Genomic DNA, 25,977 nt, shown 5'->3' with positions numbered 1-25,977 from the left:
GCTACTTAACTGTCCGTGGATGCGAGAACAACGCCATTAACTCAACGTGCTGCGTAAACGGAAACATTTCTAATAGCCCAATCTTGTCCAGCTTATAGCCACCCGCGAGCAGAAAGGCTGCATCGCGAATAAAGCTCGCTGGGTTGCAAGAAACATACAACACTTGTTCGACTTGGCTTTTCGCTATTTGTTCACAAGCGACACGCGCCCCGTCTCGGGAGGGATCGAGCAGTATTTTATTGGGCTGGCTGGCCAGATATTCGCGTACTGCATCACCGTCATTCAAATCGTGATGCACCCAGTTAATGCCGGTCATGCCCTCTAGTTGCGCATTGTGTGCACCTCGTTCAACCATGGTAGGTACACCTTCTACCGCGCTAACACTTGCTCCCGACTTCGCCAATGGCAATGTAAAATTACCAAGCCCGCAAAACCAGTCAGCTATCACGTCGCTGGGCTGAGGTGCCAACCACGCCATTGCTTGGGCTACCATTTTGCTGTTCACGGCTTTATTCACCTGAATAAAGTCGCTGTCTTTGGCACGAATATGCAAATTATCATGGGTTTCACATATCAGCGCTAGCTCTTCGCCAGACAGGCAAACTGGCGGTTTTCCCTGCGGCTCCAACACCAACTGTACCTGATTATCGATGGCAAATTGTTGAAGCAAATCAGTGTCGGCTGTATTTAGCTCACGGGTAACTCGCAGTGCAACCTGCTGCAAATTATCAGCGGCCATTAAACTAACATGGCCTAAAAATTTACGCCCCGACAACGCCGATAGCGTATTTTTTAGTGGCGATAACAAGCGGGCTAATTCAGGGACCAAAATGGGGCAGGCATCAATATCAATGATGTTTTTGCTTCCCTGCTCTCGATAGCCCATTTTGAACGCTTTGGGATTTCGGCTATCAATCGCCAACCTCGCCTTTCTGCGATAGGCAGGGCGCTCACTGCTCACGGGTTGACACCAAGGCAGTGCCGCAATAGAAAGCTGACGTTTGATTTGTTCATCCAGCGCGCCTTGTCGCCACGCCAACATTGCATCCGCATCTACGTGCTGAGAATGGCAACCACCGCATTGTGATGCATGTGAGCAAAACGGCGCTTGTCGAGCTGAATGAGGCTGGCTAATACGCACCGCTTTACCCGACCAATGGTGTTTGCTTTTGCGTGTAACTTTAACGTCGCAAGTTTCACCCGGCAGAGCATTATCGACAAATAAGATTGGCGCGTGCTGACGACAGACACCTTGTCCAAAAGCATCTACATCGTCAATGGTTACCGTGACCTTGGTCACTTTATCGGCGCCAGACCGAGGACTTTTTTTCGGCTTATAAAAACTAACCACAACGCTACCCTTGGGACTCTAACACTACCGTGGCCACTGCATAAGCTTGCTCATCCGCTATCGATAAATGAGCGTGGGTCACGCCTCGCTGCTCGCACAGCTTGGCAAACGTATCGCAAAAGACCAGTCCGGGCGCACCATATTCGTTGTTAGTCACTTCGATGTGCTGCCACCCAACGCCGTTCCCAATACCGGTTCCCAGCGCTTTAACGGCTGCTTCTTTTGCCGCAAATCGCTTCGCAAGGAAACGCGCCGGCTGAGCATGCGACAAAAACACCGCTAGCTCGTTAGAGGTTAATACCCGTTCAGCCAGTTTGTTGGAACGCGACAACCCCGCTTCAATCCGATCAATTTGTACGATGTCTGTTCCTAAACCTATCAACGCCATAATTAACCTTGTACTAATGCCTGAAGTCGCGCTTCCTGCATCAAACTACGCATATCTGCTACCGCTTTGTGTAGGCCGTCAAACGCAGCACGAGCAATAATGGCGTGGCCAATATTCAATTCGATGATTTCTGGAATAGCGGCAATTGGTTTTACGTTGTGATAGTGCAAACCATGTCCAGCGTTCACTTTTAAACCAAGGCTATCTGCGTAACGAATACCATCTACCAAGCGCGCCAATTCTTTTTCTTGTGCGGCTTCTGAAGGGGCATCTGCGTATTGGCCGGTGTGAATTTCAATAAAAGGCGCGCCTGCAACTTTAGCCGCGTCGATTTGCGCTTTGTCTGCATCGATAAATAGCGACACAATAATATTCGCATCAGCCAATCGTTTACATGCCGCGGTGATATTCTCGAGGTTACCCGCTACATCCAAACCGCCTTCAGTGGTTAACTCTTCACGCTTTTCAGGTACTAAGCAGCAAAATGTCGGCTTTACTTCTTCAGCAATACGCAACATTTCTTCGGTAACGGCCATTTCCAAATTCAAACGTGTGTTAATGGTTTCCGCTAAAATACGTACGTCTCGGTCTTTAATATGGCGGCGATCCTCACGCAAATGCACGGTAATGCCGTCGGCTCCCGCGCGTTCAGCCATATCTGCAGCATGAACAGGGTCTGGATAATTGGTACCGCGCGCATTTCGCAATGTCGCAATATGATCGATATTTACACCCAAAAAGATTTCTTTCATCTCAATACTATCGCTTCAACCTAGATGGGTGACAGTGTAACAAATATCCCTGCAAACGTGGGATTTATAGCGGAGAAATTTACGAAATTATTAGCGTGGGATTAGCGTTTATACGCAGCAAAAAGCTCTCTGCTTTTCAGCGGTTTATCACCCAGTAGAGGTTTGAGCGCTAAGCGGCAAAGTAACTTGGCAGTTTGGCGAGCTAAGGGCGTCCAGTTTTCCTGTTGAAGCTCGATAATACCCTGACCTGAAAGTTTAACCCCTTTGGCAAATTCTGAACAAAACACTAACCCTTCTTCCGCGCTTAACGCATAAAATGCCGAAGGAGAGATTGCATCGCCGCCGTTCGCCTCATAGCCGAGGTCAGGCATCACCCCCATTTCTTCTAATACTATAAATTCAAACTGACGAAGAACGGGTTCTACATCGTCAGAATGATTTAACGCATGTAGAGCCGCTTGATAGCCGTTGTAAACGGATTCGGAGGCCAACCCTTCGGGCATTAGACGATTTACCAATTCGTTGACGTAAAAAGCACAAAACAAAGCTTGGCCTGTTAACGGCACTGACGAAGCGTTGGCTTCGATGGTTTTTAAATTCTTTAAATCGCCACGGCCTGTGAGTTGAAGTTTGAGAGATTGTAACGGCTGCAACAGGCTCTTTCTGTCACTTTTGGCTCCTCGTACCCCTTTCGCTACCACGCGTACCTTGCCGAGTTCCAAGGTAAAAAAATCGACTAAGAAACTGGTTTCCCGGTAACTTCTCCGATGAAGCACATAGCCTGTTAGCCACTCATTCTGCATGTTCTGTCGATCAAGCCCGTTTAAGTCGTACCACTTTCATGGTCTCGAATTCCAGCCCAGCTACATTTTCTACCTGACGGTAATAGGTAAGGTTGACGCGTGCGCCCTGCAAACTTTTGTAGCCCTCTTTGCGCTTAAAAATAAAAGGCACGTCAACCCCTTCTAACATGATGGTATGACGCACCCAATCGCCATCTTCACGTTGCACATGCGACACAACCTTCTGATTTTCAGAATGATTCAGCTGGTTGTGCTTTGTCAGTAATTTATCAATTGTCTTATCAATCGTCATAAGCCGCCAACTGTTCGATGAGTAGCTGCACCGACTCCCTTCCTCTAAAGGCATTCACATCCAATTGGTAAGCAGCCTGAATGCGTTTGACATTAGGGTTAGGCCATATTGCCGTATCGACATTAAAGGCGATGGCGTCGACTTCATTCCCTTGGTAACGCAACACCAATTTCAAGTGATTTTGACCGACAATACGCTGCTGTACTACGTCAAACACACCATCAAACAAAGGCGTTTCAAAGCCTTGACCAAAAGGCCCAGCAGAGCGCAACGTATGAGCCAAAGAGAGCACAATATCTTGCCCATCTAACTCACCGTCGGTGACAATGTCTTGGTTGTCGCCCAACTGCGCAAGATGAACCGCCATACGTTCAGCGAACGCGGCTTCAAATTCAGCCAACTTGGCTTTTTCTAATGATAAGCCGGCGGCCATAGCATGACCACCAAATTTGATGATCAGTGCTGGGTGAGCGGTATTGATTTCATCAAGTACATCGCGAATGTGAATGCCAGGAATAGAACGGGCCGACCCTTTAATTACGTTTTCATCCTGATGAGCAAAAGCAATCGTCGGGCGGTGATACTTTTCTTTAATCCGGCCCGCGACTATCCCGATGACCCCTTGGTGAAAATCTTCCTTGTACAGCACCAATCCCGCAGGAATAGCTTTTTCGTTAAATTGAAGCAGGGCTAATTCCCGCTCTGCTTCGGCCTTCATTTCGGCTTCGATTGCACGGCGTTGTTGATTCAGGCTATCCAGCTCAGCGGCCATCATTCTCGCCTGCATACTATCACTGCTCAATAAGCATTCAATACCCAGAGACATATCATCCAAACGGCCTGCAGCATTGAGGCGCGGCCCCACCACAAACCCTAAATCAGATGAGGTCAGCATGTGCAACTCGCGTTGTGCAACCTCAACAATCGCACGAATGCCTGGGCGGCACTTACCACTGCGGATTCGCTGTAAACCTTGATGCACAAGTATGCGGTTATTTTGGTCGAGTGTCACCACATCAGCCACCGTTCCGACCGCCACTATGTCGAGTAAATTGGCAAGGTTGGGTACCGCAATTGCGTGTTGTGAAAACCAGTCTCGCGCTTGTAATTCAGCTCGTACGGCTAACATCAAATAAAACGCCACGCCCACGCCAGCTAAACTTTTTGACGGGAACTGACAATCGCGTCGATTTGGGTTAATGATCGCATCGGCATTAGGCAGTTCGTCACCCGGCAAGTGATGGTCAGTCACAATCACTTGTAATCCCAAAGCTTTAGCGCGTGCAACCCCAGCTAAACAGGCAATACCATTATCAACGGTTATAATCAGTTCTGCGCCTTGTTCATGGGCGACGTCTACAATTTCAGGGCTTAACCCATACCCAAAGTCAAAGCGATTAGGCACTAAGTAATCGAGAGATTGCAGCCCCATCGACGACAAAGCTAACATGCAGATCGATGTACTGGTCGCGCCATCTGCATCAAAGTCACCAATAATGACCACACTTTTTTGCGCGGCCATTGCATCAGCAATAATGCCAGCCGCCTTTTCACAGTCGGTTAATTGTTTGTAATGCGCTAATGCACTGGCTTGGGTATCTAACTCAGATAATGACTGAATATCTCTACCGCGATATATACGGTCGAGAACAGGATGGAATGCAGGGTTTAAAGGCGTCGATTCCACGACGCGTCGTTTTATCGACAAACTCATAACAACAGATCTTTTATGACTGAATGGGGGGTATGAGCGTGTCACACCCCATGTGTGTTAACCGCGAGCGTTTAACGCTTGAATTAATACCTGTGCAGGTTGATAACCTGGGATCAGTGTACCGTCTTCCAAAATAATGTTCGGCGTACCGGTAACGCCTAAGCGTTGACCTAATTGATATTGTTGCGCCACCGTATTTTGGCATTTTGCTGTATTAACCGACTCCCCACTTTTTGCCTCTGTTAAAGCGCGCTGAGGGTTGGCAGAACACCACACTGATACCATGTCATCGTAGGTGGCAGAGGTTAACCCGCTACGGGGAAAGGCCAAATACCGAACCGTAATGCCATTGTCGTTCAGCTCGCCAATTTCATTGTGCAGTTTGCGGCAATAGCCACAAGTGGTGTCGGTAAACACGGTGATCACGTGTTTTTCGTCTTTCGCTTTAAATTCAATGGCGTCATCGGCAAATTCCGCCACACCGTCAAGGCGAATAGCAGCGAGCGCTTCTTCTGTTTCGTTTTTCATGCCTTCATTCACGTTAAATACACGCGCCTGAAGTAAATAATTGCCGTCGACACTGGCATAAAATAACCCACGAGCGGTACTCAACTGATAGAGACCAGGAACGGGAGAGTCTGCGATAGAAAGCACTTTTAAACCGACTTTTGCCTGCATACTTGTTTGCACGGCTTCCATTGACATGGCTTGGCTTTCTTCAGAAAAGGCATTAGTTGACACCAATACACAGATACCGGCCACCATGCTACGTAACAATTTCATTCATCTTACTCCTGTGAACGCCGGACACATCTTTCTCAGACCGGACAATGACCATAAAGATTACACTATCCGCTGCCCACACCCAACACTTTGCCGACAGATAACAGACTTTGTCATACCAAAGACACAACACGGTACCTTTATCGCTATTTTTTGCCCGTCAATATCGAACAAAAATAGCAAAATTGAAAATACCCTATATGCTTAAAATACGCGCGAAAAAATACAAACATGCTCTCTAAATCAGTCAGATAGAAAGACACTCTTTGCTCTCTGTCTGCAATATCCGAAGAAGCAGAATAAGTCATTGCACAGTAGGGGAATACAATGTCTTTTAAGGAAATGTCCATCCAAGTCAAATTAATATGTGCCTTAGTGCTATTGGTGGTAGTTTGCACCGTCACATTAAGTCAGGTGGCGATGATGAATCTCAACGCTTTATCTGACAAGCAATTAACCCGTGTCGAATCAGCGCTAAAAGAAAACATTGAAGCACAAATGGTATTAAATGCAGAGAAAACCTCTCTGCAAGTGAAAAGCCTGTTAGAAAAGACCTTCTCATCGATACAAGCACTCGCCACTATGCTTGCCGATACAGCAACGCCCAATCACTCGCTGTCACGGGATGAAGCCACACAACTGGCACAATCAGCCATGATGGGCACGCCGTCTGCCAGTTCAACCTATGCTCAGTTTGAAGCCAATGGTTATGATGGCAACGACAAAGCCTTTACCGGCGTTGAAAAACACAGTACCCCAAGCGGCTCATTTGAAGTGTATTGGGTGAAAGAAGCGTCGGGCCCTGTGATGTACCCCGTCGACGACCCGAACGAAAAGTACTTGTCTGAGAAAAACGAATACGGCCTGCGCGAGGCCGAGTGGTACCTGTGCAGTATGGACAGCAAAAAGCCTTGTATTGCCGACCCATACCTTTATGAAATTGAACCTGGCAACTCAGAATTAATGACGTCTCTCACCGTGCCTGTACTGGTGAATGGGCAATTTCGTGGTTTGGTTGGTATGGACATCAATCTGCCTATCTTACAAAAATGGATAGACGAATACAGCAACACACTGTTTTCAGGAAAAGCTGAGTTAACACTTATTAGCCAACGCCAGTTTGTTGTGGCGTCGAGCGAATACCCCAATAAATTAGGCGAGCATTTATCAAAGATAGACACCGAGCTCAAAAATGTACTGGAGCGCAAAGATACGTTAATGATCAACAAAGGCATATGGCACGTTACCCATGAATTTACCATTGCCGATACCGGTGTAAGTTGGACATTAGTGGTGTCATTACCCGAAACGGAAGCCCTCAGTACCATGCATCAAATGCAGACGTTCAGTGAAGACAGCGTTAACCAGTCTCTCACCTTCTTGGTGATTTTTGCGGTTATATTTGTCATCGCTGCGGTATTAATCGCCATCTGGGTTGCACGCTCTATTGCAAGCCCTATTGGCAAAGTGTCGCAATCGGTACAAACACTGGCCACTCAAGAAGGCGACCTCACACAATCGGTTAGTGTCGACTCTCATGCTGAATTAATTGCGTTAGCGAAGGGCTTGAATGCCTTTATCTTTAAGCTCGCCGACATGATTCGTCAAAGTAAACAGAGCGCGACGTCGCTGGTTGACGATCTCAACCAGCTTTCAGACAGTGCCAACAAAGTGCATCAACGCACAGAAGATCAGCAACATCAATTAGACAGCATTGCAACGGCGATCACAGAAATGAGTTCATCGTCTGCCGAGGTTGCCGACTTAGCCGCGAATACCGCACAACATACCCGAGAATGTAATACCATGTTGAGTGAGACTCAGGTTTCGCTTAATCATAATGTTAGCGAGGTCAATAGTCTTGCCAGTGCCATCCAGTCTTCGGCGCAAAATGTCAACGACGTTGCGAGCAAAACCGAAGACATCACAGGCATTCTAACAACCATAGGCGCTATTGCGGAGCAAACGAATTTACTCGCACTCAATGCGGCCATTGAAGCGGCACGAGCTGGAGAGCAAGGGCGAGGCTTTGCTGTGGTCGCCGATGAAGTAAGAAGCCTTGCCGCGAGAACACAAACTTCGACATTAGAAATTAGCCAGCTGATTTCTGAACTACAACAACGTGTGCAATCAGCGGTATCGGCGTTGCAGTCTATCAGTACTTCGGTTGAATCAACGGTCAGCAAAACCCAAAAGAGTTACGATGATATCTCGCTTACGCTGACAAACTTAGAAGCCATTAACGACAGTATCAGTCAAGTTGCCACTGCTGCACACCAGCAAAGTCAGGTCAGTGAAGATATCAATCAACGCGTTGTTGCCGTGAGTGACAGCAGTGTAGAACTTGCGGAACTGGGCAATGTGCTTCAGCAGGTTTATCAGCACATCGACGCCCAAATTACCCAAATGGACGCTCAATTATCACGCTTAAAAGTATAGCTACCTTCACTTGTCTACCCCCTTGGGTGATGGGTGTGAATAAGGTTCTGCAACCGTTCTGTGGCCACGTGAGTGTATATTTGCGTGGTCGACAGGTCACTGTGCCCCAGTAACATTTGTACCACGCGAAGATCGGCGCCGTGATTAAGTAAATGAGTGGCAAAAGCATGTCGAAGCGTGTGGGGTGATAAAGACTGTTTTATCCCTGCCCTACTAGCATAGTGTTTAATGCGATGCCAAAATGTTTGCCGAGTCATTTGCACACCCCGTTTACTCGGAAATACCACATCTGTTGCGTGGCGAAGTAATTCTCCGCGCGCAGATTTCATATAGTGCTCTAGCCACTCAACGGCTTCCTCTCCAAGTGGGACTAATCTCTCTTTGTCTCCCTTCCCTGTTACCCGCACTACGCCTTGTTGTGTCGAAATCTGTGACAATCGCAAGCCAACTAATTCACTCACCCGCAAGCCGGTCGCATACAACACTTCCAACATGCATTTATCACGACATTCCATTGCATCGTCGGCGTTAGGTTCAGCTAACAAGTCGTCAACTTCTTGCTCAGATAACGACGTGGGTAGCTTTTTCGCTGTTTTCGGGTTTTTCAGTTGAGTAATGGGGTTATCAAGCCGAACTCGCTGTGCCACTAAATAGCGATAGAACGCACGCATAGCGCTCATTGCTCGCTGCGTACTACGCGTTGACAACCCTTGTTCATGACGATAGGCAAGGTAATCTTGAATATGGGGCACATCCAAATTTGCCAGAGGTTGCTGCAACTTTACCTGTGCAAACTGCGCCAGTTTCACCAGATCAGTGCGATAACTCTGCTGGGTGTGATCACTTAACCCCTTTTCAATCCACAACATTTCGATGAAATCATCGATTAACGTCTGACTTCGAGTCGTCAAAGGAATCGATTTGTTCAAGCCTTAGATGCCCCGCTTCTGTTTAATCAATTCATACGCCGCTTGAATATCTTGCGCCTTGTTCTTGGCTATTTCCATCGCTTGTGGCGGCAACCCTTTGGCCGCTAATTTATCGGGGTGGTGTTCACTCATTTTCTTGCGATATGCGCGTTTAATTTCTTTATCGTCATCGGCGGCATTGGCGCCGAGAATCGCATACGCATCTTCTAATGACTGACTCTCGCTGTAATAAGCCGAGCGTTGTTGACCACCACCGCGCTGCTGCCCACGCCCGCCAGCACGCTGACGAAAACGAATTTCAGCTTCAAACGCAGCGACGAGAAAATCCAAATCCTGACGTTTAAAGCCAAGAGCACGCGCCACTTTTTCAAGCACGTTGTATTCTTCTTTCGACAACTGACCGTCAGCGAATGCACTTTGGATGAGTATTTCCAAGAACACCTGCAAAATATCGCGCCGACCATGACACGACTCATGCAAACTGCGCAACGTGTCGTACAAGGGATAATCTGCGTCTTTGCCTTCGCGAAAAGCTTGTTGCGCTTCGCGTCGAGCGTCGCCTTCCAGCCGCATTTCGTCCATCAGTGCCGTGGCAACGGCAATCTCAGACTCGGTCACTTTACCATCGGCTTTTGCCAAGTGCCCAAGTGCTGCAAATAAACTATGGAAGAAGATTGCCTGTTTTTTTAAATCACCCTGTTCGGTAAAAAATCGTCCAAATCCCCCCATCTGGCTGAAATCTTGGCTATAGCCACGGTCGAACATATGACCGACTATCAAACCTATAATCGCCCCTGGGATTCTTAAAAACATATATCCAAAAAGTAAGCCGAGGATCTTACCCCATACCTGCATGGCCAAATTCTCCCGTGTCTGCGATTGGCTGTATTACTCTATTACTTGACCGTAAAATGCCAAGAATGTCACTGTGAATTAGATATTTTCACTATTTTTTTGTGTTGAATGTTGGTTATTGCGTCATAAGTGCTTAGAATTAGCGCCCTTAAGCTGTAACAACTGAACGTTAAATAATGTGAACGTTCGCACAAAACCCAAGGTCACAGCATAGAATTCGCACAGGCATTGCCTGATAAATTGTTCACAGCCTAAAAAAGATTGCCTGTAAAGCCACACGCTGAATGATTAAAAACAACGTTGTACACTTCAAAGCTAACATCTCTGCCCTTTTCATTGGTGCATTGTCACTCCCGGTCTATGCTCAGAGCGGCGACACCGCATTAGTAACACCTGTGCCTGCACAATCTGACCTGTGTGCCGTAGCGCCCGTGCGGTTTTCCAGTGAACAACTGATGCCGCCAGAGCAAATAAAAGTAAAAGCACAGGAAGCTGAGATCATAGGCACCGCTAAAGCGGAATTTAAAGGCGATGTGAATATTGTCAGTGACAGCGCCATTATTTCGGCCCAAGAAGCCAAGCTAGAAAACGCCACAAAAACCCTCAAGGCTACAGGACAAGTAGGCTACCAAGACGAACAATTACTAGTACAGAGCGACGCAATTGAGATCAGTTCGTCAAAAGAATCTCTCACAATGGACAACACCATTTATCAACTGACAGGCTTTGTTGGTCATGGTGCGGCGGAGAGAATCAAACTCAACACGAATGACGGCTTAGTGTTAGAAGACGTGACCTTTACGACTTGTCCGATTGGCGAGGAAGACTGGAGCTTACAGGCGTCTGAAATTAGCATTGCCAATGGATCTTCATTGGGCGAAGCCTATCACACGCGTTTTTATGTCGGCGACGTACCTGTGCTGTACTTACCCTATTTTGCGTTTCCTGTTTCAAACGAGCGTCAAACAGGCCTACTATTCCCTCAAATTTCGTCTTCCAGCTCGACGGGAATAGATATCAAGCAACCTTTTTATTGGAATATCGCGCCCAACTACGACATGTTGATCACGCCGCGTATGATGTCAAACCGTGGGGTTCAGTTGCAGACAGAGTTTCGTTATTTAACCAAAACCGGCAACGGACAACTCAACTTTGAATATCTACCCAGCGACGATGACCAAGCGGGCAATCCGAGCCGATACTTTTATCGCTATGTTCACCAAGGTGAATTGAGCGACAACTGGATGTTAAATGTCGACTTTAACGGTTTGAGCGATGACAATTACATTGTTGATTTAAATTCAGATTTTTATAACCGCGCCGACACCCATTTGTACCGCACAATAGGGCTGGATTATTATTCAGACAATCTGGATTTTAGCCTGTATATGCGCGACTTTGAAACCATCGGCGATCACCCTGATATCTATCGTGCGTTGCCAGAAGCCAAGCTGAACTACCACGAAGCACTGGGGCGTTATTTCACCTTTAACATCGACTCTGAACTCGCCTACTTTGAAAGTGCAAACGAAGCCAACCCCACCGCCATGCGCTGGCACGTTGCGCCAACTATCGCACTGCCTTATCAACGCCACTGGGGTGAATTAACCGCCGAAGTCAGCTTGCTCAATACGTATTATCAACAAGATAAGGTTGAAGGCACAGAACTCAAAGAGAGCGTAAACCGCACATTGGGACAAGGGCGATTATTCGGTACCTTGTACTTCGAACGCGAACAACACTGGTTTGATCAAGACACAACCATGACCTTCGAGCCAAAAGTGCAGTACTTGTACACCTCGTACGAAGACCAATCTGATATTGGTTTATACGACACTACCGCTTTGCTCACCGACGTAAACGGTTTGTTCCGAGGCCGCGAGTTTACCGGCCTCGACAGAATAAGTGACAACAACCAAATTACCCTTGGGATGACATCTCGTATAATCGACGACAACAACAGGGAACAATTTGTACTAAGTTTGGGTCAGATATTCTACCTGACAGACAACAAAGTCACCGCTGCGACCAAATCGACCGACCGTTCCGCACTTGCGGCTGAATTAGATTGGCGATTAAGTAGCCGTATGTTTGTACACACCGATGTGCAAATTACAACGGAAACCGATAAAGTAGAGCGTAGTAGTGTTACCTTTGAATATCGTCACAATGCTAACAGTCTCGTTCAGTTAACTCACCGCTACGTAAGAGATTTATCTGGCGAAGTCATCGACCAAGCCGGTGTATCTGTGAGTTGGCCGCTAACCAACAATTGGCACTTTGTTGGCCGCTCATACCGAGATTTAGAGCGAGATCGCAGCATTGAAAACTATTTTGGTTTACAGTACGAATCTTGTTGTTGGGCAATACGCGTTGTCGCGCAACGCCAATTGAGTAACCGGTATGGCGATGACATGCAAAACACCGACGAATTCGATTCGGGTATTTCTTTGCAGTTTATCTTCAAAGGTATTGGTACCAAAAGCAGCAACCGTGACATGCTAGTAGACGGCATGTTTGGTTACCGCCAACCGTACATTTTAAATTAAGCGTCGAGAATATTCGGCTAAAACAATAGTAACAATTAAGAGTGTGTATGAAGTTTCTAATTCAGGGTTTGTGGTTAAGCGCAGTAGTGGCATTCGCCAGTGTTGCTCAAGTAGAGTCCCTCGATAAAGTGGCTGTGATCGTCGATCAGGGCGTAGTACTGGAAAGTGAAGTACAAGCTTTGGTTGATGAGGTAAAACGCAATGCAGATGAAAGCGACCAACAGTTGCCATCTGACAAAGCGCTGAGAACACAGGCCATCGAACGCCTTATTCTCAAAAGCCTGCAAATGCAAATGGCCGAACGTATGGGTATTCGTATCAGCGACCCCCAACTCGAACAAACCATTGCGAACATTGCCGCCAATCAAGGCGTAACCTCTGAGCAGTTACGAGCGGAGTTGGCTCGTCAGGGCTTGTCATACGACGACTATCGCGAACAAATTCGAGACGAACTGATTATGGGTGAAGTACGCCGTGCCGCTGTGCGCCGTCGTGTTTACATTACCCCTCAAGAAGTAGAATCACTGGTTGATTTGATTGAACAACAAGGCTCACAGCAAGCTGAGTACCGTTTAGGCCACATCTTAATTGGTTTCCCCGCTGAGCTTACCGACGAAGCTGTGGAAGATACGCGTAAGCGCGCCAATCGCGTGCTAGAGCTATTAAAAGACGGTTCTGATTTTGCCCAAATTGCCATTGCCTCATCTTCTGGCTCAGAAGCATTAGAAGGCGGTGACATGGGTTGGTTAAATATTAACGCCATGCCCACACTGTTTGCTGAAGCGGTACAAGGCAAGCGCAAAGATGAACTCATTGGCCCAATTCGCAGTGGTGCCGGTTTCCACATTCTTAAAATTCAAGACACACGCGGTATTGATGTTGTAGAAGTAGAAGAAGTGAACGCGCGTCACATTCTTATTAAGCCGTCTATTATCTTAAGTGAAGAAAAAGCCAAAAATATGCTGGCAGATTTCAGAAAGCAATTAATTGCCGGTGAAGCAGACTTTGCTGAGTTAGCAAAAGAGTACTCTGAAGACCCAGGTTCAGCATTGCGTGGTGGGGAGCTAGGTTGGGCTGATCCAAACCTATACGTACCAGCGTTTAAAGATGCACTAGCGAAACTACAACCCGGTGAATACAGTGAACCTGTGCGTTCAGTTCACGGTTGGCACTTAATGCAGTTGATCGACCGCCGCGTGGATGACGCAACCGAAAAACGCAAAGAAGAAAAAGCCTCACAGCTGATCTTCAACCGTAAATTTGCAGAAGAAACCGAAAACTGGATGCGTGAAATGCGCGATGCCGCATACATCGAAGTCGTAGGCCAGTAATTTGAATCAGGAATCAACAATGAAGCCCTTACGCATTGCCGTCACTCCAGGAGAACCTGCGGGTATTGGGCCTGATCTTATTCTTAAGTTGGCGCAAGAAGCATGGCAAGCGCAGTTGGTTGTATTTGCCGACCCCATGCTGTTAGAGACACGGGCAGCCGAACTCGGCTTGCCCATCACTTTGCGCCCATTTGAAGAAGACAATTATGCTATTCAATCTGCGGGTGAGCTTTATATTCAACCCATACCGATGGCAACCCACGCCATCGCGGGTGAATTAAACAGTGAAAATGGCCATTACGTGGTTGAAACGCTACGCCAAGCTTGCGTAGCAAACATGGAAGGAAGTTTTGACGCTGTGGTGACCGGCCCAGTGAATAAAGGGATTATTAATAAAGCAGGGGTATCGTTTAGCGGTCATACTGAATATTTTGCCCTGCAATCAAACACCATCGACGTCGTCATGTTACTGTCGACAGAAGGTCTGAATGTTGCACTCGCTACAACTCATATTCCTCTGGAGTATGTGTCGCGTGCGATCACTCGTGAACGTTTACACAAAGTGTTGCACATCATTCACACCGACCTAAAACTCAAGTTTGGCATAACGCACCCCCACATTTACGTGTGTGGCCTTAACCCTCATGCAGGTGAAGACGGCCATTTAGGTACTGAAGAAATTACTACCATTACGCCAGCACTTGAAGAATTGCGCGAACAAGGGCTGCGTATTACCGGTCCGTTGCCTGCCGATACTATTTTCCAACCCAAATACTTAGAACACGCCGACGTAGTCTTAGCCATGTACCACGACCAAGGGTTACCTGTGCTAAAATATATGGGTTTTGGTAAATCAGTGAACATCACACTTGGGTTGCCATTCATTCGTACATCTGTCGACCACGGTACCGCTCTCGATTTAGCCGGAACCGGAAAGGCTGACTGCGGCAGTTTTCGTGTCGCACTTAACAAAGCAATAGAATTAGCTCAGCACAAACAATGAATAAGACACACTTAGGGCACACTGCCCGCAAGCGTTTTGGACAAAACTTCCTTAACGACGCCTATGTTATTGACCGAATTATTGCCGCCATCAATCCAACGGATGACGACTTTATGGTTGAGATTGGTCCTGGTTTAGGCGCCCTCACCGAGCCCGTTTGCGAGCAGGTTAATGCGCTAACGGTCATCGAGTTAGACAGAGACTTAGCCAAACGCCTTCGCCATCACCCGTTCCATGCCAACAAATTAACGGTGATCGAGCAAGACGCCCTGACAATGGATTTCACCACCTTGCCCACTGAAGGCAAACCCTTGCGTGTCTTCGGCAATTTGCCGTACAACATCTCGACTCCATTGATGTTCCATTTGTTTAGCTTTGCTGGTGCAGTAAAAGACATGCATTTTATGCTGCAAAAGGAAGTGGTAAACCGTTTAGCCGCTGGCCCGGGTAACAAAAATTACGGCCGCTTGTCGGTGATGGCGCAATATTATTGCCATGTCATTCCAGTATTGAATGTACCACCTGGCGCTTTTGTACCACCGCCCAAAGTCGATTCAGCGGTAGTTAAACTGGTGCCGCACAAAACACCGCCAGTTGAAGTAACCTCAGCGAAAACCCTTGAACGCGTATGCGCCCAAGCATTTAATCAACGCCGTAAAACTATTCGCAACAGCCTGAAAGAAGTTATCGACGCTGACAGTTTAACTCAATTAGGCATTGATCCATCCCAACGTGCTGAAGCTTTATCGTTAAAAGACTTTGCTGCAATCGCGAATTGGGTTGATGAACATGAGTGATAATTCTGAGCTTGCACCAGAGGATTTAGTGGCCGTACAGGTGTCTACCCGTTACTTACCAGACCACTTGCCAGATAGTGCTGATAAATACGCCTTTGCGTATCAAATTACAATACGTAACCACAACACCTTTCCCGTGACGTTAGAGAGCCGTTATTGGCTTATTACCGATGCCAACAATAAGCGCTCTGAAGTTCAAGGTGATGGTGTTGTAGGTAAACAACCAACCATTGCCCCCGGTGAATCATTTCAATATACCAGTGGTGCAGTAATTGATACCCCCGTTGGGAGCATGCAGGGTTATTACGTGATGACCACTCAAGATGGCCGTTCATTTAAAACGCCCATTGCGCCTTTTAGTTTAGCCTTACCAAACGCAATTAATTAACGATGGCACGTTATATCATTGGTGACATTCAAGGGTGTTATCAGGGCTTACGCGCGTTGTTGGAAAAAGTCGCGTTTACGCCAAGCGAAGACACCCTCTACGCGGTTGGTGACCTTGTGGCTCGTGGCGAAGATTCATTGTCTACACTGCGGTATCTAAAATCACTGGGAAGCAGTTTCCAGTCGGTTTTGGGGAATCATGATTTACACCTTCTGAGTGTGGCCAACAGCGTTAAGCCAGCGAACAAGAAAGACAAGCTCAAATCTCTGCTCGATGCGCCAGATCTCGTTGAGTTAATCGATTGGTTACGCCAATTTCCGCTAGCGATGCGACTGTCAGAAAAGCACGTGATGGTGCATGCTGGGTTATTTCCTAAATGGTCCACCGAGCAACTGTTAGCGCTGAGTGACGAAGTCAGTCACACCTTGCAGTCAGCGGATTACATCGATTTACTGGAAAACATGTACGGCAGCGGCCCAAGTGAATGGGATGACAGTTTAACCGGCTTTGCACGGTTGCGATTTATCATCAATGCCTGCACACGCATGCGCTTTCTAACGTCGGGCAAAGCGCTGGAAATGAAAACAAAATGCGGCCCTAAAGACGCGCCTAAGTCTTTGACCCCATGGTATAAAGTGACCAATAAAAAACTGGGCGAAGAAGAACAAGTTTTCTTCGGTCATTGGGCTGCATTGGAAGGCATGACAAAGCATCCCCACTATATCGGTCTCGACACTGGGTATGTGTGGGGCAACACGCTCACACTCTATTGCTTGGACAATCAACGCTTTTATCGCACAAAAGCAAATTAGACTCTACACTTCACAATAGAACTGTAATACAGTTAAGCAATAAGCTCAGTGCTATGGTGCACGTTTTGCTCCTTTATTGAACATAAAAGTGATAAACTACTATCTGTCACTTTAGCATTCGTGAATCAAACCGATAAAGCTTAATAGAGTGTAGCATCCAATACGTTGGAATGTGCTCTTAAGGTCTCAGTTTTTCGCATCAAGGACATGTTTTTAAAACGTGTGCGAGAAAACCAAAACGAGAGAACGCTAAGAATTGAAGTTGAATTTTTGTCGGACTTTAGCAGACCAGACAAAAATAAAAAAAAAGTGCTCCGGGAGCTGTAATGAATTTAACCGTAAGAATGCGAATTATTGGTGGCTTTGTCACTATCAGTATTTTGTTGATCGTGATTAGCGTTTCGTCGCTATTTAACCTAAACACCGTTAAAAGTGCCACTGACGAAGTCAATGAACTTGCTATTCCCACGCTTTCGGGAAGCAATGCGCTAAAAGCGTCGTTTTTAATGATTGGCCGAACAACGTTCGAAGCCTACATTGATGACGACATCAACAGCCTCAAAAATAAACAAGCAAGCTTTAACGAAAGCAAAGAGCGCTTTGGCAGCGAGTATAAAAAACTCGCGCAAGTCGTATCGGGTGACGACGAGTTAAGTGCCACGCTTAATAAAGTGAAAACTTACTACGACAAAGCGGTATCTGACATCGAAAGCATGTACCAAAACCATTTGGCTTACATGAATATTCGCAATGAGTTAGAAGACAAACTCATGGATGTCGAAGATAACGCCGACGACGCCTCAACCTATTTGCTCGATTTTTCAGATTTAGACGCCGTCCAGTCAAACCGCAACTTGCGTGATGCAGCCGAGCTTGGCGGGCGTTTAGAAACCTTGCTATTGTCACTGATGACAGTCTCGTCTGATTACATCAAAACAGATTCACTCGTACGAGCAGACACCTTGGGCAACGAAGTAAAACTTACCGTTGAACAAGTATCTAAACAGCTTAGCGATTTTGTTAGCACTGCCAAAGGGCAAGACACTTCAGGCACAGTTGACGACATCAGCGACATGGTTAACGAAGCATTAAACGCGGTAATGGCAAGCGACGGTCTAGTAGCTTTGCACGTTAAACGTTTGAATCATCGCAACAGCGCAGCGCAAGCACTGAATAGTTCAGATGCTCAAGCTGAACAAGCTATCGCCCAGCTAGAGCATTTGCTCAACTTGGCGAACACGCGCGCGCGCACGATTGAATCCGAAGTCGCCAGCTCGGTGTCATCAGGCACATTCTGGATCCTTGTGATTGTGGCAATTTCACTGGCTATCGCCTTCTTTATCGGTTTTAGAACCGTTACCGCGATCACCGGCCCCTTGTCTAAAGTTAACGAATTACTGAACGTAGCGTCATCAGGTGACCTAACGCATAAACTGGACGACTCTGCACAAGACGAATTTGGTCAGCTTGCTCGTAACTGTAATAAATTGATTGGCAGCTTAAAGCAATTGATCCTTGCTATTAACGAGCGTGCCGAACAACTATCAGCCGCAGCAGAGCAAACCTCTGCCGTAACGTTGCAAGCCACGCAGTCGATTCAGGATCAGAAAGCGCAAATCTCTCATGTTGCTACTGCAACAACAGAAATGCATTCAACTTCGCAAATCGTTACGCAAAGCGCAGAAGACACCTTGGCTCAAATTCGTCATGCAGATGAAGAAGCTAAGAATGTGCGCAATATCTCGGTGGAAAACAAAACAACCATCGAAGTATTGGCGAAAGACGTTGAAGAAGCAGCCCAAGTTATTAACAAGCTTCACCAAGACAGTGCCAGTATCGGCGGCATTCTCGACGTAATTCGCGGTGTGGCAGACCAAACTAACTTGTTGGCACTCAACGCCGCTATCGAAGCAGCACGTGCCGGTGAACAAGGTCGTGGTTTCGCCGTGGTTGCCGACGAAGTACGTACACTTGCGAGCCGAACACAAGAATCGACGCAAGAAATCAATGCCATGATCGAAGTACTACAAGCTGGTGCAGAACAAGCCGTAGCGGTTATGAATCAAGGTAAAGAACAAACAGCAATCTGTGTTGAGCAATCAGAAAAAGCCACACAAGCGCTGGACGTGATTTCAGATGCCGTTCACCGAGCTCATGACGTAAGCTCTCAGATTGAGCAATCGGCACGAGAACAGAATATTGTGTCTCAGGAAATCAGTGAAAAGCTAGAAACCATAGTCGGTATTGCAGAAGAAACGTCAGTAGGCTCCCAGCAAACCTCTGAGTCTAGCCATGAAGTGGCAAGACTCGCAGAAGAGCTGCAACAGTCTATTCGTCAGTTCCGCGTTTAGCACATCACGGCCCTTCTAACCGTTCAAAAAACACCGTCTAATGACGGTGTTTTTTTATGCCTAGAGTATTTTCTTCACCGAACGGCTAAAAAAAGCAAAATTCACAAAATCGCATATACTTAAAGGAGTCCGTTTACCCATTCTGTAGCTAGGATAGCTCTGATGATAAACCTTGTTCATCAATGACCCTAGAGGCTCCTATGCGCGTTAGCTTAAAAGCCAAACTTCTTATCGCCGTTGCACTTACCTGTATACTCATACTCTCCGCACAGTCAGCCATAAGAGCGATTTGGATATTGCCGTCGTTAAACGAAATGGCAATAAAGAACGATAAAAATGCGTTGAACACCGTTGCTTCTGCACTCGCGCAGCGCATTAACCAACTTAGCAACATTCTGTACGATAACGCGGCGTGGGATGAAATGTATACCGCCATGTCGCAAAACAATACAGATTGGTTTGTAAGCAATTACTTTATCAAAGAGTCGTTCCAATACCTCAATATTCATGGTTGGTATTTTTATGATAGCCAAGGCAACTTCAAACAAGGTCTTAGCACCGACATTAATTTCAAGCCTTTCAATAATCTAGTGTTATCTCAGCCTCACGACGACGTTGTTAACAACCTCCTCATTACCCAAAAGACCTCAGCAGATACGTCAGCATTGGTGAAAAAATGGGGCTTTACCTATATTCAAAATCGGCCAGCGCTCATATTAACGCAATCGATTGTGCGTTCTGACCAAACAGGCCCTTCGGTCGGCACTGCATTGATATGGCGGTTTATCGATGACGACTTAATTGGAAATATCGACGAAGAACTTAACTTGGGGTTACAAATACACGGGGGCAGTGCCCTGACAAAGTTAACCTCTCTCATTTCGCAATGGAACTTTGATAACGACCAGGCCAATATCGTTTCACACAATGAACGCCTCTACCTTGGTTTTACCGATATTCACGATACGCCTATTTTCGCTATCTCATTTAAAGAGCGACCTCACCCTTACGACGACAGCTTAATAGACAGTTCTCTGCTGGTCGGCATTGGGCTATCTATATGCATACTCGGTATCTTGTACTGGTTTATCAACAAATTTGTATTGAAGCCACTCAACAGCATTGTTGGTGTAGTACAACACGTAACGGATTCGGGTGATTTCGATAAAACTATCCCCTATCGCGGAAATGATGAAATGACATTACTGGCGAACCGTTTAGAACAACTCTTTTCGCTAGTGAAAACGCAACAAAAAAGCCTCCAAGAGCACAACCAAAAACTAAAAGTGATGAGTGAAACTGACGGTTTGACAGGGTTGTATAATAGACGGTATTTAGACGCGACATTAGCCAAACTGGCCAGTGACAAAGAAACTCGGGATAACGAAATTAGCGTTCTGATAATTGATGTTGATCACTTTAAGCACTACAACGACCACTATGGCCACGCCATGGGCGACAAAGCACTGATTCGGGTTGCACAAACACTGATGCACAACACCCATTTATCTACCGATGTTGTCTGCCGATATGGCGGTGAAGAATTCGCTATTATTTTGCGTGATACGTCTCATGCCGAAGCGATAAAAGTGGCGCAAAACCTCACCCGGTGCGTTCATGATCTTCAAATACCTCACCAAGCCTCTTCTACCGCTAACGTGATAACCGTATCAATTGGTTTGGGCGCCAAGCATCAGGGCAAGCCATTTAACGCTGACCAACTGATGAAAGCAGCCGATGACGCTTTGTATAAAGCAAAAGAAGCGGGACGAAATCAGGTGCAATGGGAATAAAAAAGGCCTCATAAAACAGAGGCCTTCGATAAGCAATAATGCGATATTATTCAAACAATGCTTTGTGTAACACCTTCACAATGTCATTGCTGTCTTGCTCATTAACCAAGAAAGACAAGTTGTGAGGGTTGGCACCGAAGCAAATCATACGCAAGTTGTAATCAGACACCGCGGCAAATATCTTACTAGATACACCAATTGCAGAATGCATGTGGTTGCCCACAACAGTAACCAAATCAAATCCATGCTCTACTTTTACATCACAGATGGTTTCAAGTTCAGCAATGGTTTGCTTGTTCAGGCGCTGTGCCACCGAATTCGCAGGGTTATCCAACGTAAACGACACTGAAATTTCTGACGTAGTCACTAAATCTACGCTCAGCTTATGCTTAGCGATGATCGAGAATACTTGTTGTAAAAAGCCCTGCGCGTAAAGCATTTTTGGTGTTTTAACCGTTACCATCACTTGCTCTTTACGACGAGTGATAGCGCGATAAGGTGGCTCTTCTTCACAGTCGCGAACAATCCAAGTACCGCCTTTCTCTGGCTCTTTACTTGAGCCAACAAACACGCGAATATTTTGACGTAATGCAGGCTCCATGGTCGCAGGGTGCAATACTTTAGCACCGAAGGTCGCCATTTCTGCGGCTTCTTCAAAGCTCAATTCAGGCAGTGGATGAGCCGCCGGAGTAATACGTGGGTCGGTAGTATAAACCCCTGTTACGTCGGTCCAAATCTCGCAAACTTCCGCTTTTAACGCCTCTGCAAGTAAAGCTGCGGTAAAGTCTGAACCGCCTCGACCAAGGGTAGTAGTACGGCCTTCTTCGTCTGCACCAACAAACCCTTGTGTAACCAAAATATGCTCCGCAATCTCTGGGCGCATTAACTGTTCCGCTTGGGCTTCAATAGTCGCTAACTCAGGTGCAGCAGCGCCGAATTCACTATCGGTGCGCAATACTTTGCGCACGTCAAAGTTCATGGTACTCACCGCTTGTTCCGCAAGCACTGCGCTGAACAAAAGTGAAGACATACGCTCACCCATTGAGAGCAACTGGTCTTTTACATCATGACGGTGAAGAATCTCTTCGTGGTACGCTAGACCGCGAAGCTCTTCTAGTAAGTCTTCTAGCTTTGACGCTACTGACGACTTGTCTTTAAGCTTGTTCAAAATCGCGTATTCGATATCGATAATTGACTGGCAACGCTCTGCGATTTGATCTTGGGTAAGCGCGGTGTGCGCGAGGTCAACGAGTAAATTTGTCACGCCTGCAGAGGCACTTACTACCACAATGCGTGTTGCACTATTGCTAGCGACAATTTTCGCGCAATTCTGCATGCTTTCGTAGTTGGCAACACTGGTTCCGCCAAACTTGGCGATAGTTAAAGCTGTAGTCACGGGGTTCTCCGTAAAATAATTCGGCTTGTGGCCGGTTTAACGTTGGACTCGGATTTGGTCGCCGACTTTAATCTTATTTTTGGCAAACCAACCTTGATTCATCTCCAGCGCATACATCACTTTCGTCGACGCTCCCACCGAAGTGAGATCGTGTGGTTGTAGTGGCTTTATATCTGTAATTACGCCGTCTCTGTCGATAAACGCTACATCCAAGGGTACAAAGGTGTTCTTCATCCACATACTCGCTCTACGCGGTGGTGTGAACAAAAACAGCATACCGCAGTCTTCACACAGGTCTTTTCTGAACATTAAACCTCGCGCACGCTGTTGAGGCGTTTTTGCGTACTCCACTTCAAGGTTTAAGTCTTTCACCGAAATGGTGGCATGAGCAAAGTCCATATCTTCTTCAGCGCTGTGGACGTTGAAAACGATACTAGACAACGCGATACCGACGGCACCAACCCACGCTAAAACCTTTGATTTTGGGTGTTTCATACTCTCTGTCCTTATGTGATGACGAGGTGTTGTTCTTTCCTGTGTTTCACTTGTTTTTCGACAGGATAAAGTAAATTACCCTAAACGAAAAAGCCGGGCTATGTTGCCCGGCTTGTCAGTCTAAGTTTTTACACTCAATCAGGCAACATTCAGCGTAGGAATAATCTTCGCCTTAGCCTCTTCTTCTGCCTTCTTGAATGATGGCATTTTGTCGAAGTTCAAATAACGGAATACTTCACCCGACATAGAATCAATCTTACTTGCGTATTCCATGTACTCTTCCGCCGTTGGAATGCGACCAACAATAGCCCCCACAGCTGCTAGTTCGGCAGAAGTCAGGTATACGTTAGCACCATCACCTAAGCGGTTAGGGAAGTTACGCGTTGAAGTAGACAGTACCGTTGTACCCGCTTCTACACGCGCTTGGTTACCCATACAAAGTGAACAACCCGGCATTTCAGTACGCACACCTACACGACCGTAGATGTTGTAGTACCCTTCTTCCATCAACTGTGCTTTATCCATCTTCGTGGGTGGAGAAATCCACAAACGCGTTGGAATTGTCTTGTTGTACTGTTCGAGCAATTTGCCCGCTGCACGGAAGTGACCAATGTTAGTCATACAAGAACCGATGAAGACTTCATCAACATTGTCGCCAGCAACTTCAGACAGTGTTTTCGCATCATCTGGGTCGTTAGGGCAACAAACGATAGGCTCTTTAATTTCGCTTAGGTCGATTTCAATCACTTCTGCGTATTCGGCATCGGCATCAGCACGCATCAATGTTGGGTTAGACAACCATTCTTCCATCTTCTGAGCGCGACGTTCAAGCGTACGTGGATCACCGTAGCCTTCGTTGATCATCCAACGTAGCATGGTGATGTTAGAACGCAAGTATTCAGCAATTGACTCTTCAGATAGGTTAATTGTACAACCTGCCGCAGAACGTTCTGCTGACGCATCTGACAATTCGAATGCCTGCTCAACCGTTAGGTCTTCAAGACCTTCAATCTCAAGGATACGACCAGAGAATGCGTTGATCTTACCTTTCTTCTCAACCGTCAATAGGCCTTGCTTGATACCGTATAAAGGAATCGCGTGTACGAGGTCACGCAAGGTGATACCAGGCTGACGCTCACCTTTAAAGCGAACCAAGATTGACTCAGGCATATCAAGAGGCATAACACCCGTTGCCGCCGCGAAGGCAACCAAACCAGAACCCGCAGGGAATGAAATACCAAGAGGGAAACGCGTGTGCGAGTCACCGCCAGTACCCACTGTGTCAGGCAACAACATACGGTTCAACCAGCTGTGGATGATACCGTCACCAGGGCGAAGTGATACACCGCCACGGTTCATAATGAAATCTGGTAACGTGTGCTGTGTTTCGATGTCTACAGGCTTAGGATAAGCCGCTGTGTGACAGAAAGACTGCATCGTTAGGTCAGCAGTAAAACCAAGACATGCCAAATCTTTCAATTCGTCACGTGTCATTGGGCCTGTTGTATCCTGAGAACCAACTGTCGTCATTTTAGGCTCACAGTAAGTGCCTGGGCGGATACCTTCAACGCCACATGCTTTACCTACCATCTTCTGAGCCAATGAGAAGCCTTTACCTGAATCAGCTGGCTGCTCAGGCTTACGGAATAGCTCTGATGGACCTAGGCCAAGCGCTTCACGTGCTTTCTCAGTCAAACCACGACCGATGATTAGGTTAATACGGCCACCAGCACGTACTTCATCAAGAATGACTTTAGATTTGTAATCGTACTCAGCAAGTACTTCACCTGTTTCGTGGTTAGTGATCTTGCCTTCGAATGGATAGATGTCGATCACATCACCCATGTTCATTTTTTCTACGTCAGCTTCAAATACCAACGCACCGGCGTCTTCCATGGTGTTAAAGAAGATTGGCGCTACTTTAGAACCGATACATACACCGCCACCGCGCTTATTAGGCACGCCTGGAAGATCTTCACCGAAGAACCAAAGTACTGAGTTAGTTGCAGACTTACGCGAAGAACCTGTACCTACTACGTCACCAACAAAAGCAACGGGGTAACCTTGGTTTTTTACTTCTTCAATTTGCTTCATCGGGCCTTTCACGCCGTGCTCTTCTGGCTCTAGGCCATCGCGCGTCATTTTGTACGCGGCTAATGCGTGAAGAGGGATATCTGGGCGAGACCATGCATCAGGTGCAGGAGACAAGTCATCAGTGTTAGTTTCACCGGTTACTTTAAACACAGAATAAGTGATTTTCTCGTCCATTTGCTTACGAGATGTGAACCACTCACCTTCAGCCCAAGATTTGATGATGTCAGTTGCAAAAGCGTTACCTGCTTTGTGTTTTTCTTCCACGTCGTGGAACGCATCAAACATAAGCAATGTGTGCTTAAGCTCTAAAGCAGCGAGTGGAGCTAGCGCTTCATCGTCAAGCAATTCAACCAAAGTCGCAATGTTGTAACCGCCGTGCATGTTACCAAGTAACTTCACCGCCGCTTCTTTGCTGATCAAATCACAGCTGTCTTCGCCTTTAACAATTGCGCTTAAAAAGCCCGCTTTTACGTAAGCGGCTTCATCAACACCGGGAGGCACGCGCTCTGAAATCAATTCGAGCAAAAAGTCTTCCTCGCCTGCGGGAGGATTTTTCAACAACTCAACGAGTCCAGCAACTTGTTCGGCATTTAGGGGTTTGGGGGGGATGCCTTCTGCAGCACGCTCTTCAACGTGTTTGCGATAATCTTCTAACACGATAG

21 protein-coding genes are annotated in these 25,977 nt (G+C 46.8%); 9 read left to right on the top strand and 12 right to left on the bottom strand.

Going from position 1 to position 25,977, the window contains the following annotated elements:
• Position 1: 1 nt before the first annotated feature.
• The 7 genes from rlmD to dsbC all read right to left on the bottom strand — a co-directional run bounded on the left by rlmD (position 2) and on the right by dsbC (position 6,083).
• Positions 2 to 1,351: a 23S rRNA (uracil(1939)-C(5))-methyltransferase RlmD gene (rlmD, locus tag ACXAH6_RS07790; protein WP_474876093.1), complete on the bottom strand. Its 1,350-nt coding sequence runs from the start codon at positions 1,349 to 1,351 to the stop codon at positions 2 to 4.
• A 4-nt stretch (positions 1,352 to 1,355) separates the two neighbouring features.
• The gene (gene acpS / locus ACXAH6_RS07785) at positions 1,356 to 1,739 is read right to left on the bottom strand and encodes a holo-ACP synthase (RefSeq protein ID WP_474876092.1); all 384 of its coding nucleotides are present in this window, start codon (positions 1,737 to 1,739) and stop codon (positions 1,356 to 1,358) included.
• Positions 1,740 to 1,741: 2 nt separating this feature from the next.
• Positions 1,742 to 2,491: a pyridoxine 5'-phosphate synthase gene (gene pdxJ / locus ACXAH6_RS07780; protein WP_474876091.1), complete on the bottom strand. Its 750-nt coding sequence runs from the start codon at positions 2,489 to 2,491 to the stop codon at positions 1,742 to 1,744.
• Positions 2,492 to 2,592: 101 nt separating this feature from the next.
• Positions 2,593 to 3,294, bottom strand: a complete 702-nt coding sequence (gene recO, locus ACXAH6_RS07775; RefSeq protein WP_474876090.1) for a DNA repair protein RecO — start codon at positions 3,292 to 3,294, stop codon at positions 2,593 to 2,595.
• 10 nt (positions 3,295 to 3,304) lie between these two features.
• Entirely contained in the window at positions 3,305 to 3,586 is a 282-nt protein-coding gene (locus tag ACXAH6_RS07770; protein ID WP_474876089.1) for a hypothetical protein, read from the bottom strand.
• Positions 3,576 to 5,300 (bottom strand): single-stranded-DNA-specific exonuclease RecJ, encoded by a 1,725-nt coding sequence (recJ, locus tag ACXAH6_RS07765; RefSeq protein ID WP_474876088.1) that lies wholly within the window; start codon positions 5,298 to 5,300, stop codon positions 3,576 to 3,578. Before recJ ends, ACXAH6_RS07770 begins: the two co-directional genes overlap by 11 nt.
• A gap of 57 nt (positions 5,301 to 5,357) precedes the next feature.
• A complete protein-coding gene (dsbC, locus tag ACXAH6_RS07760) occupies positions 5,358 to 6,083 on the bottom strand; it encodes a bifunctional protein-disulfide isomerase/oxidoreductase DsbC (protein ID WP_474876087.1) in 726 nt (241 codons plus the stop codon).
• Positions 6,084 to 6,503: 420 nt separating this feature from the next.
• Between dsbC and ACXAH6_RS07755 the strand changes: the two genes are divergently transcribed.
• Positions 6,504 to 8,522 carry a methyl-accepting chemotaxis protein gene (locus ACXAH6_RS07755; RefSeq protein WP_474876086.1) on the top strand — a complete coding sequence of 673 codons (2,019 nt, stop codon included), beginning with the start codon at positions 6,504 to 6,506 and terminating at the stop codon, positions 8,520 to 8,522.
• A 14-nt stretch (positions 8,523 to 8,536) separates the two neighbouring features.
• Here ACXAH6_RS07755 and xerD read toward each other — a convergent pair whose 3' ends face one another.
• Complete coding sequence (gene xerD, locus ACXAH6_RS07750) at positions 8,537 to 9,433, bottom strand: site-specific tyrosine recombinase XerD (RefSeq protein WP_474876235.1); 897 nt, start codon at positions 9,431 to 9,433, stop codon at positions 8,537 to 8,539.
• A gap of 21 nt (positions 9,434 to 9,454) precedes the next feature.
• Entirely contained in the window at positions 9,455 to 10,306 is an 852-nt protein-coding gene (gene djlA / locus ACXAH6_RS07745) for a co-chaperone DjlA (RefSeq protein WP_474876085.1), read from the bottom strand.
• A 284-nt stretch (positions 10,307 to 10,590) separates the two neighbouring features.
• Here djlA and ACXAH6_RS07740 point away from each other — a divergent pair, with 284 nt between their 5' ends.
• From ACXAH6_RS07740 to ACXAH6_RS07705, 8 genes are all read left to right on the top strand, one after another.
• Positions 10,591 to 12,855 (top strand): LPS-assembly protein LptD, encoded by a 2,265-nt coding sequence (locus ACXAH6_RS07740; RefSeq protein WP_474876084.1) that lies wholly within the window; start codon positions 10,591 to 10,593, stop codon positions 12,853 to 12,855.
• Positions 12,856 to 12,902: 47 nt separating this feature from the next.
• Positions 12,903 to 14,186, top strand: a complete 1,284-nt coding sequence (gene surA, locus ACXAH6_RS07735; RefSeq protein WP_474876083.1) for a peptidylprolyl isomerase SurA — start codon at positions 12,903 to 12,905, stop codon at positions 14,184 to 14,186.
• Between the two features lie 19 nt (positions 14,187 to 14,205).
• Positions 14,206 to 15,189 (top strand): 4-hydroxythreonine-4-phosphate dehydrogenase PdxA, encoded by a 984-nt coding sequence (gene pdxA, locus ACXAH6_RS07730; RefSeq protein ID WP_474876082.1) that lies wholly within the window; start codon positions 14,206 to 14,208, stop codon positions 15,187 to 15,189.
• On the top strand, positions 15,186 to 15,986 hold the full coding sequence (rsmA, locus tag ACXAH6_RS07725) for a 16S rRNA (adenine(1518)-N(6)/adenine(1519)-N(6))-dimethyltransferase RsmA (protein ID WP_474876081.1): 801 nt from the start codon (positions 15,186 to 15,188) through the stop codon (positions 15,984 to 15,986). Before pdxA ends, rsmA begins: the two co-directional genes overlap by 4 nt.
• The gene (gene apaG / locus ACXAH6_RS07720) at positions 15,979 to 16,374 is read left to right on the top strand and encodes a Co2+/Mg2+ efflux protein ApaG (RefSeq protein WP_474876080.1); all 396 of its coding nucleotides are present in this window, start codon (positions 15,979 to 15,981) and stop codon (positions 16,372 to 16,374) included. Before rsmA ends, apaG begins: the two co-directional genes overlap by 8 nt.
• Before the next feature lie 2 nt (positions 16,375 to 16,376).
• On the top strand, positions 16,377 to 17,186 hold the full coding sequence (locus tag ACXAH6_RS07715; protein WP_474876079.1) for a symmetrical bis(5'-nucleosyl)-tetraphosphatase: 810 nt from the start codon (positions 16,377 to 16,379) through the stop codon (positions 17,184 to 17,186).
• A gap of 326 nt (positions 17,187 to 17,512) precedes the next feature.
• A complete protein-coding gene (locus ACXAH6_RS07710) occupies positions 17,513 to 19,537 on the top strand; it encodes a HAMP domain-containing methyl-accepting chemotaxis protein (protein WP_474876078.1) in 2,025 nt (674 codons plus the stop codon).
• Positions 19,538 to 19,737: 200 nt separating this feature from the next.
• The gene (locus ACXAH6_RS07705) at positions 19,738 to 21,330 is read left to right on the top strand and encodes a sensor domain-containing diguanylate cyclase (protein ID WP_474876077.1); all 1,593 of its coding nucleotides are present in this window, start codon (positions 19,738 to 19,740) and stop codon (positions 21,328 to 21,330) included.
• A gap of 46 nt (positions 21,331 to 21,376) precedes the next feature.
• Here the strand turns inward: ACXAH6_RS07705 and lysC are convergent, their stop codons facing one another.
• The 3 genes from lysC to acnB all read right to left on the bottom strand — a co-directional run bounded on the left by lysC (position 21,377) and on the right by acnB (position 25,972).
• Positions 21,377 to 22,726, bottom strand: coding sequence for a lysine-sensitive aspartokinase 3 (gene lysC / locus ACXAH6_RS07700; protein ID WP_474876076.1), 1,350 nt, complete (start codon positions 22,724 to 22,726; stop codon positions 21,377 to 21,379).
• A 36-nt stretch (positions 22,727 to 22,762) separates the two neighbouring features.
• Complete coding sequence (locus ACXAH6_RS07695; protein ID WP_474876075.1) at positions 22,763 to 23,221, bottom strand: DUF192 domain-containing protein; 459 nt, start codon at positions 23,219 to 23,221, stop codon at positions 22,763 to 22,765.
• Between the two features lie 138 nt (positions 23,222 to 23,359).
• Positions 23,360 to 25,972, bottom strand: a complete 2,613-nt coding sequence (acnB, locus tag ACXAH6_RS07690; protein WP_474876074.1) for a bifunctional aconitate hydratase 2/2-methylisocitrate dehydratase — start codon at positions 25,970 to 25,972, stop codon at positions 23,360 to 23,362.
• Between the last annotated feature and the right edge of the window lie 5 nt (positions 25,973 to 25,977).

The sequence above is a fragment of the Alteromonas sp. ABE4_545 genome, assembly GCF_056161325.1.
This window is presented reverse-complemented; position numbering and strand designations above follow the sequence as displayed.

Excerpts from the sequence above, each read along its gene's own strand:
- recO (WP_474876090.1), bottom strand. The coding sequence starts at position 3,294 with ATGCAGAATGAGTGGCTAACAGGCTATGTGCTTCATCGGAGAAGTTAC.
- surA (WP_474876083.1), top strand. The coding sequence starts at position 12,903 with ATGAAGTTTCTAATTCAGGGTTTGTGGTTAAGCGCAGTAGTGGCATTC.
- ACXAH6_RS07755 (WP_474876086.1), top strand. The coding sequence starts at position 6,504 with ATGATGAATCTCAACGCTTTATCTGACAAGCAATTAACCCGTGTCGAA.
- pdxA (WP_474876082.1), top strand. The coding sequence starts at position 14,206 with ATGAAGCCCTTACGCATTGCCGTCACTCCAGGAGAACCTGCGGGTATT.
- ACXAH6_RS07740 (WP_474876084.1), top strand. The coding sequence starts at position 10,591 with ATGATTAAAAACAACGTTGTACACTTCAAAGCTAACATCTCTGCCCTT.
- acpS (WP_474876092.1), bottom strand. The coding sequence starts at position 1,739 with ATGGCGTTGATAGGTTTAGGAACAGACATCGTACAAATTGATCGGATT.
- pdxJ (WP_474876091.1), bottom strand. The coding sequence starts at position 2,491 with ATGAAAGAAATCTTTTTGGGTGTAAATATCGATCATATTGCGACATTG.
- ACXAH6_RS07710 (WP_474876078.1), top strand. The coding sequence starts at position 17,513 with ATGAATTTAACCGTAAGAATGCGAATTATTGGTGGCTTTGTCACTATC.
- ACXAH6_RS07770 (WP_474876089.1), bottom strand. The coding sequence starts at position 3,586 with ATGACGATTGATAAGACAATTGATAAATTACTGACAAAGCACAACCAG.
- apaG (WP_474876080.1), top strand. The coding sequence starts at position 15,979 with ATGAGTGATAATTCTGAGCTTGCACCAGAGGATTTAGTGGCCGTACAG.
- rsmA (WP_474876081.1), top strand. The coding sequence starts at position 15,186 with ATGAATAAGACACACTTAGGGCACACTGCCCGCAAGCGTTTTGGACAA.
- ACXAH6_RS07715 (WP_474876079.1), top strand. The coding sequence starts at position 16,377 with ATGGCACGTTATATCATTGGTGACATTCAAGGGTGTTATCAGGGCTTA.
- recJ (WP_474876088.1), bottom strand. The coding sequence starts at position 5,300 with ATGAGTTTGTCGATAAAACGACGCGTCGTGGAATCGACGCCTTTAAAC.
- ACXAH6_RS07705 (WP_474876077.1), top strand. The coding sequence starts at position 19,738 with ATGCGCGTTAGCTTAAAAGCCAAACTTCTTATCGCCGTTGCACTTACC.
- ACXAH6_RS07695 (WP_474876075.1), bottom strand. The coding sequence starts at position 23,221 with ATGAAACACCCAAAATCAAAGGTTTTAGCGTGGGTTGGTGCCGTCGGT.
- djlA (WP_474876085.1), bottom strand. The coding sequence starts at position 10,306 with ATGCAGGTATGGGGTAAGATCCTCGGCTTACTTTTTGGATATATGTTT.
- dsbC (WP_474876087.1), bottom strand. The coding sequence starts at position 6,083 with ATGAAATTGTTACGTAGCATGGTGGCCGGTATCTGTGTATTGGTGTCA.